Genomic DNA, 1847 nt, shown 5'->3' with positions numbered 1-1847 from the left:
ATCAGTGAAAACGAGTAGGGCGGGACACGTGATATCCTGTCTGAATATGGGGGGACCATCCTCCAAGGCTAAATACTACTGACTGACCGATAGTGAACCAGTACCGTGAGGGAAAGGCGAAAAGAACCCCTGTGAGGGGAGTGAAATAGAACCTGAAACCGTGTACGTACAAGCAGTAGGAGCACCTTCGTGGTGTGACTGCGTACCTTTTGTATAATGGGTCAGCGACTTAATTTTAGTAGCAAGGTTAACCGTTTAGGGGAGCCGTAGGGAAACCGAGTCTTAACTGGGCGTACAGTTGCTAGGATTAGACCCGAAACCAGGTGATCTAGCCATGGGCAGGTTGAAGGTTGAGTAACATCAACTGGAGGACCGAACCGACTAATGTTGAAAAATTAGCGGATGACTTGTGGCTAGGGGTGAAAGGCCAATCAAACCTGGAGATAGCTGGTTCTCCCCGAAAGCTATTTAGGTAGCGCCTCGGACGAATACTACTGGGGGTAGAGCACTGTTAAGGCTAGGGGGTCATCCCGACTTACCAACCCTTTGCAAACTCCGAATACCAGTAAGTACTATCCGGGAGACACACGGCGGGTGCTAACGTCCGTCGTGGAGAGGGAAACAACCCAGACCGCCAGCTAAGGTCCCAAAGTATAGCTAAGTGGGAAACGATGTGGGAAGGCTCAGACAGCCAGGATGTTGGCTTAGAAGCAGCCATCATTTAAAGAAAGCGTAATAGCTCACTGGTCGAGTCGGCCTGCGCGGAAGATGTAACGGGGCTAAGCTATACACCGAAGCTGCGGCTACGTACCTTAGGGTATGTGGGGTAGGGGAGCGTTCTGTAAGCCGTTGAAGGTGGTCTGTAAGGGCTGCTGGAGGTATCAGAAGTGCGAATGCTGACATGAGTAACGATAAAGGGAGTGAAAAACTCCCTCGCCGGAAGACCAAGGGTTCCTGTCCAACGTTAATCGGGGCAGGGTAAGTCGACTCCTAAGGCGAGGCCGAAAGGCGTAGTCGATGGGAAACGGGTTAATATTCCCGTACTTCTTACAATTGCGATGGGGGGACGGAGAAGGCTAGGTGGGCCTGGCGACGGTTGTCCAGGTTCAAGTACGTAGGCGGAAAGTTTAGGTAAATCCGGACTTTCTTAACGCTGAGATACGATGTCGAGCTACTACGGTAGTGAAGTCATTGATGCCATGCTTCCAGGAAAAGCCTCTAAGCTTCAGATTGTAAGGAATCGTACCCCAAACCGACACAGGTGGTCGGGTAGAGAATACCAAGGCGCTTGAGAGAACTCGGGTGAAGGAACTAGGCAAAATGGTACCGTAACTTCGGGAGAAGGTACGCTCTTATCAGTGAAGTCCCTTGCGGATGGAGCAGACGAGAGTCGCAGATACCAGGTGGCTGCAACTGTTTATTAAAAACACAGCACTGTGCAAAATCGTAAGATGACGTATACGGTGTGACGCCTGCCCGGTGCCGGAAGGTTAATTGATGGGGTTAGACTTCGGTCGAAGCTCTTGATCGAAGCCCCGGTAAACGGCGGCCGTAACTATAACGGTCCTAAGGTAGCGAAATTCCTTGTCGGGTAAGTTCCGACCTGCACGAATGGCGTAATGATGGCCACGCTGTCTCCACCCGAGACTCAGTGAAATTGAAATCGCTGTGAAGATGCAGTGTACCCGCGGCTAGACGGAAAGACCCCGTGAACCTTTACTACAGCTTGGCACTGAACATTGAACCTACATGTGTAGGATAGGTGGGAGACTATGAAACCGCGTCGCTAGATGTGGTGGAGTCGTCCTTGAAATACCACCCTTGTAGTTTTGATGTTCTAACGTTGG

1 rRNA gene is annotated in these 1847 nt (G+C 51.1%); it reads left to right on the top strand.

Annotation, left to right across the window (positions count from 1 at the left end):
• Window positions 1-1847: ribosomal RNA gene (locus tag AB6D07_RS22910) — 23S ribosomal RNA — on the top strand; the annotation flags it as partial.

Source organism: Vibrio sp. 10N.239.312.C11, assembly GCF_041466065.1.
Taxonomy (GTDB): domain Bacteria; phylum Pseudomonadota; class Gammaproteobacteria; order Enterobacterales; family Vibrionaceae; genus Vibrio; species Vibrio tasmaniensis_A.
The sequence above is the reverse complement of the archived record's forward strand: the minus strand, read 5'-3'. Positions and strand labels throughout refer to the sequence as shown.